Source organism: Trichocoleus sp. FACHB-46, from assembly GCF_014695385.1.
Lineage (GTDB): Bacteria > Cyanobacteriota > Cyanobacteriia > FACHB-46 > FACHB-46 > Trichocoleus.
In genome coordinates this window covers 1-4,725 of sequence record NZ_JACJOD010000065.1, presented here as the reverse complement: position 1 = coordinate 4,725, position 4,725 = coordinate 1, and the positions used below count along the sequence as shown (strand labels likewise).

Genomic DNA, 4,725 nt, shown 5'->3' with positions numbered 1-4,725 from the left:
CGAAACTTGCCACTCTTGATCAGCAAATCTTCCACTTTTTTCACAATGCGTCCGACGGTGGTTTCATGCAATCCCCAACTCACCGCGATGTGAAATTGGCTGCGATACTCTCGCCAGTACGCCAAGGCCACTAGTACCTGGTCTTCGACACTCAGCTTCGCTTGTCCCCCTCGGCGACCTTGGCGATCTAGGGAGGGACGTACCACCTCGACCATCTCATGGAAAGCGCCACGGCTCACCCCGCACCAGCGCTTGAACTCTCGATTGGATAAATGCTCTAACTCCTGGTACTGCATCGCTGCTTTTGGAACTCATACTTATTCAAAATTTAGCGTCCTTTTCTTCCCTACGACCGCCCACTGGCACACCCTTTCCCATTCATGCAGGATGTCTAATATCTGCGTGCAAGTGTGTCCTACCAATGTCTTTGATGCGGTTCCCAATCAGCCGCCCACGATCGCCCGCAAAGAAGACTGTCAAACCTGTTTCATCTGTGAGGCTTACTGTCCTGCGGATGCGCTTTATGTGGCACCTGAATCTCATACGACTGTGGTCGTGGATGAAGATGAGTTGATCGATCGCAATATCATGGGTGAGTATCGTCGCACATTGGGCTGGGGACACGGCAGAAAAAACAATAGCGAGTTAGATACAGCTCACAAACTACATCAACTGCCGCGCCCGTATGAGACATAGATAACGTTGAGAGGGCGTATGTCTAACCCATTGAAACCAGCAGAATCGCTGAGTAATGAAGCGTTTGCTTACTACGAACAAGGGCAAGAAGCACAGCGATTGTTGCAATCGCAAAAGTTAGGACCACTGGAACTTATCCGAACTCAAGAATTACTCACACGTTATCTACCTGACCCGCCCGCAGTAATTTTTGATGTTGGTGGTGGTTCGGGGATCTATGCTTGCTGGTTGGCACAGCAAGGGTATGAGGTGCATTTGGTTGATGCCGTTCCTCTGCATGTAGAGCAAGCCCGTGCTGCATCTCAAGCGCAACTCGATCGCCCCCTTGCCAGTGTGAGTTTAGGAGATTCGCGACAGTTAGATCGTGCTGATTTCAGTGTGGATGTTGTGCTGTTAATGGGTCCACTGTATCACTTGATCGATCGCCGCGATCGCGTCACCGCTTTACGAGAAGCCTACCGAATCTTGAAACTAGATGGTCTCATTTTTGCAGTTGGCGTTTCTCGGTTTGCTTCAGTTTTAGGTGGACTGCGTAGAGGTCATTTTGATGATCCGACGTTTGTGAAAATAGTGCAGCAGGATTTGAGCGATGGACAGCATCGCAACCCTGACAATCACCCCGCTTATTTTACAACCGCTTTTTTCCATCATCCTGAAGAACTGCGGGAGGAAATAGCGGAGGCAGGCTTCTCAAATGAAAAATTATTAGCCATTCAAGGACTCGGTGCAGTATTGCCCAACTTTGAGGAGCATTGGTCAGATACAGGGCGACGAGAACGACTGCTACAAGCGATTCGTTGGCTGGAAGCAGAACCGTCTACTTTAGGAGTGACTTCTCATATGATGGCGATCGCGCAGAAAAGATAGTTTTTTATGAGCAAGTCAGGCGCGATCGCAAAGTTGGATTTCTGGCTACTCCTCCAGATGAGTAGTCATTATCTGAACAATGTTAGACATCGAATAGTTCGTTAAACAACAATAGAATCCTCAATGCAGTATTGGTACGAGCAACTGAGCGATCGCGTGAGCAAAACCATCTATCGACGCTTACCTGCATTCAAATGGCGTAACTTCCGCCTTCCCTTCGGCGGACAACTGTTGTCCATGTCAGGGACATTCATGACTCAACAGTTAACCATTCCTTGGTTAGTCTATGACCTGACCAAATCTGCCTGGTTGCTGGGTCTAGCCGGATTCCTGCAATTCCTGCCTACCCTATTATTAATTCCATTTTCTGGTGTCTTAGCGGATCGCTGGAGTCGGCGAGATTTGCTAATGTTGGTGCAAGTATTAGGCATCAGTGTTTCCATTACCCTAACAATCCTAACGTTTTTGAATCAGATCAGCTTTGGCTCACTGTTGATCTTGAGTATATTGAATGGAATGTTGAAGGGGCTGGATATGCCTGTGCGACACACGATCGTCACGGAAACGGTGGACGATCGTAACGATTGGGGAAATGCGATCGCCCTCAATTCGGTGATGTTGAGTTCATCACTCGTGTTAGGTCCTGCTATTGGCGGACTCCTGATTGCAACAGTTGGAGTGAAATATTGTTTTCTGTACGACAGTCTCAGTTACGTGGCTGCGATCGTCACCCTGAAAGCTATGCAAATACAGCCGAAGCTGTCATCCGTAGAACTTCAGTTTAACAATACCTGGCAGAGATTGCGTGAAGGATTCCAGTATGTCAATCAGATACAACCTATTCGCGCTATTTTGTTGCTACTGGCATTACAAGGGGTATTTGGTATCTCCTATATTGCCCTATTACCCGTTTTTGCGGCTGATGTTCTGCATGGAAATGCCTCCACAATGGCAACACTGGGTACAGCAGCTCCGATCGGCTCATTGTTTGCCTGTATCTACCTCAGTATGCGTCGCGGTATTTTGGGGTTAGAACGATTGATTATGATCGCACAAGCGGCGATCGGGGTGAGTCTGATTTTGTTCTCCCTATCTAAACAACTCTGGCTATCTCTGCCAATTCTGGTGTTTGTAGGAGGCTTTAGCATTCTGCAAATTACCAGTAGCAATACGATTATTCAAACGCTGGTCGCAGATGATAAACAGGGTCGCGTCATGAGTTTTTATGCCTTGGCAATGGTGGGAATGATACCTTTTGGTAATTTACTCGCGGGCAGTCTGGCTCAATTGCTGGGTGCGCCCACTGCCCTGATGGTATGCGGCGGCACCTGCATCCTGGGGTCGATGTGGTTTTCTTCGCAAGTGACGCAGGTGCGCCGCTGGATGAAACGCGAAATTGATTCCCCGGTCGTGAGTGGATAATTGCGACCTAATCCGGATAGAAAACCAACGTCCGTAGTTCAATGCTTTCACGAGGTGGTGCATTCACGGGACTGGTCGGATCTTCAAAAGAGGTGTGAGCAGCAAACCGCGCTCGACCACTTTCATCGGCATCAAAGCATTTGATCAGTAAAACCTCATCTCGATGCATCTGGGGAAAATAGAACCACTGGTGAGATGGATTGTAGGTGACAGAATAGGTTTCACCGACCCGATCGCGATAGACCAGATCACTCGCTACCAGATCCGTAGAAGTAATACTGCGGGCATCACACACAGCCAGAGGCGATTCTTGAATGGGATTGGCGATCGCCCGCCATAGGTTGATAATGCTAAACCGCTGCTTGAGTAGAGCATCCGGGTCTTGCTCACCCATCTCGCTTAACACCAATCGGCCACGGGTATAGGCTGAATTGGCAGTAAAGTCATTGTGAACCCGTCGAACAGGTTCTTTAATGTCATTTGTTCCTGACTGTGATCTCTGAGCATTGCGGACCACATGATCAAACACCACAACTCTCGTTGCTCCCGTAACTTGTTTGAGCAATTGCTCGGCTTCCGGGTAGTAAATGCGACGCACTACATCATCATCATAAAAATCTTGCGCCGCACTGTGCTGTTCAACCAATGCAAATCCCTGACGATCGAGAGATAGATTAGCGATGAGCGATCGCGCATCATAAATTGGTACTTCGTATGCCGCTGATACCCCGCTCTGCCGAGGAATACCTGCGGGTGGCTCATACGTGTAGTTGACTGGCTTATCTGTCATGGGTAACAGGTAGTTCAGGGATGCTGTCACACTGGGCAGATCGGCAAGAATAGCATGATCAAAAACCGGACTAACCAGGCTCATCGGTCGTCTCCTTATTGTTGCTTTAGGAATGGGAATTAAATAAGTTCGATATTTGGTAGGGGCGAGTTTTGCCGTCAAATCCATTGCAAGGTGCAGATTGGTTTGTTAAACCCGCCCCTACAGTTTGCTAAATTTACTTACTAAAACAAAACCGAATATATGAATGACCACTTTTGGGGTCGCTAAAGAAACTGGAACCGGGAACCACCGCAACCCCAATTTCTTTAATCAGGTGGTGAGTGAATTCAACATCCGATGGGTAGCCAAAGCGAGAAATATCTGCCCAAACATAATAGGCTCCCTGAGGTGTAAAGTAAGGAATTCCTATATCATCCAGGGTTTGCAAAATCAGCTCTCGTTTCTGCGCATAGAGCGATGCCAAATCCTCGTAGTACTGCGGTGGTAGTTGCATTGCTGCCACTCCTGCCCGTTGCAAAGGCGCAGGCGCACCAACGGTGAGAAAATCATGAACTTTGCGAATGGCTCCCGTTAGTTCTGGGCTTGCCAGAATATAACCGACTCGCCATCCCGTGACACTGTAGGTTTTAGACAGCCCGTTAATCGTGACGGTGCGATCTTCCATTCCCGGAAGAGTTGCCAGTGCAACATGCTTGACACCGTCGTAAAGGATATGTTCATAGATTTCGTCGGTGAAGGCTAACACATCCCATTTCTGACAAAGTTCTGCAATCAGCGTCAGTTCTGTACGAGTGAAAACTTTGCCCAGTGGATTGAGGGGTGTATTGATATAGCCTTACATAGCTGTGTTAGGACGTTATTCTGAAGGAGAGAAGTGTTGGGATAGAACTATGCCTGCCCCTTACAGTTACGACCTGCGGCAAAAAGCGATTGAAGCGTTTCAAGGT

General features: G+C 48.2%; 6 protein-coding genes. 3 read left to right on the top strand and 3 right to left on the bottom strand.

Annotation, left to right across the window (positions count from 1 at the left end):
• The coding region (locus H6F72_RS26295; protein WP_190442458.1) for a transposase family protein at nucleotides 1–296 on the bottom strand (296 nt) is incomplete at its 3' end.
• A 91-nt stretch (nucleotides 297–387) separates the two neighbouring features.
• Between H6F72_RS26295 and H6F72_RS26290 the strand changes: the two genes are divergently transcribed.
• From H6F72_RS26290 to H6F72_RS26280, 3 genes are all read left to right on the top strand, one after another.
• Complete coding sequence (locus H6F72_RS26290; RefSeq protein ID WP_190442456.1) at nucleotides 388–696, top strand: 4Fe-4S ferredoxin; 309 nt, start codon at nucleotides 388–390, stop codon at nucleotides 694–696.
• Nucleotides 697–714: 18 nt separating this feature from the next.
• The gene (locus tag H6F72_RS26285) at nucleotides 715–1,563 is read left to right on the top strand and encodes a class I SAM-dependent methyltransferase (protein WP_190442454.1); all 849 of its coding nucleotides are present in this window, start codon (nucleotides 715–717) and stop codon (nucleotides 1,561–1,563) included.
• Nucleotides 1,564–1,686: 123 nt separating this feature from the next.
• Nucleotides 1,687–2,985 (top strand): MFS transporter, encoded by a 1,299-nt coding sequence (locus H6F72_RS26280; protein ID WP_190442451.1) that lies wholly within the window; start codon nucleotides 1,687–1,689, stop codon nucleotides 2,983–2,985.
• Between the two features lie 7 nt (nucleotides 2,986–2,992).
• Here the strand turns inward: H6F72_RS26280 and H6F72_RS26275 are convergent, their stop codons facing one another.
• A complete protein-coding gene (locus H6F72_RS26275) occupies nucleotides 2,993–3,859 on the bottom strand; it encodes a CmcJ/NvfI family oxidoreductase (protein ID WP_190442450.1) in 867 nt (288 codons plus the stop codon).
• Between the two features lie 133 nt (nucleotides 3,860–3,992).
• On the bottom strand, nucleotides 3,993–4,607 hold the full coding sequence (locus tag H6F72_RS26270) for an aminotransferase class I/II-fold pyridoxal phosphate-dependent enzyme (protein WP_348252774.1): 615 nt from the start codon (nucleotides 4,605–4,607) through the stop codon (nucleotides 3,993–3,995).
• Nucleotides 4,608–4,725 lie beyond the last annotated feature (118 nt).

Coding starts and splice junctions, on each gene's coding strand:
- H6F72_RS26290 (WP_190442456.1), top strand. CDS start 388: ATGTCTAATATCTGCGTGCAAGTGTGTCCTACCAATGTCTTTGATGCG.
- H6F72_RS26285 (WP_190442454.1), top strand. CDS start 715: ATGTCTAACCCATTGAAACCAGCAGAATCGCTGAGTAATGAAGCGTTT.
- H6F72_RS26280 (WP_190442451.1), top strand. CDS start 1,687: ATGCAGTATTGGTACGAGCAACTGAGCGATCGCGTGAGCAAAACCATC.
- H6F72_RS26275 (WP_190442450.1), bottom strand. CDS start 3,859: ATGAGCCTGGTTAGTCCGGTTTTTGATCATGCTATTCTTGCCGATCTG.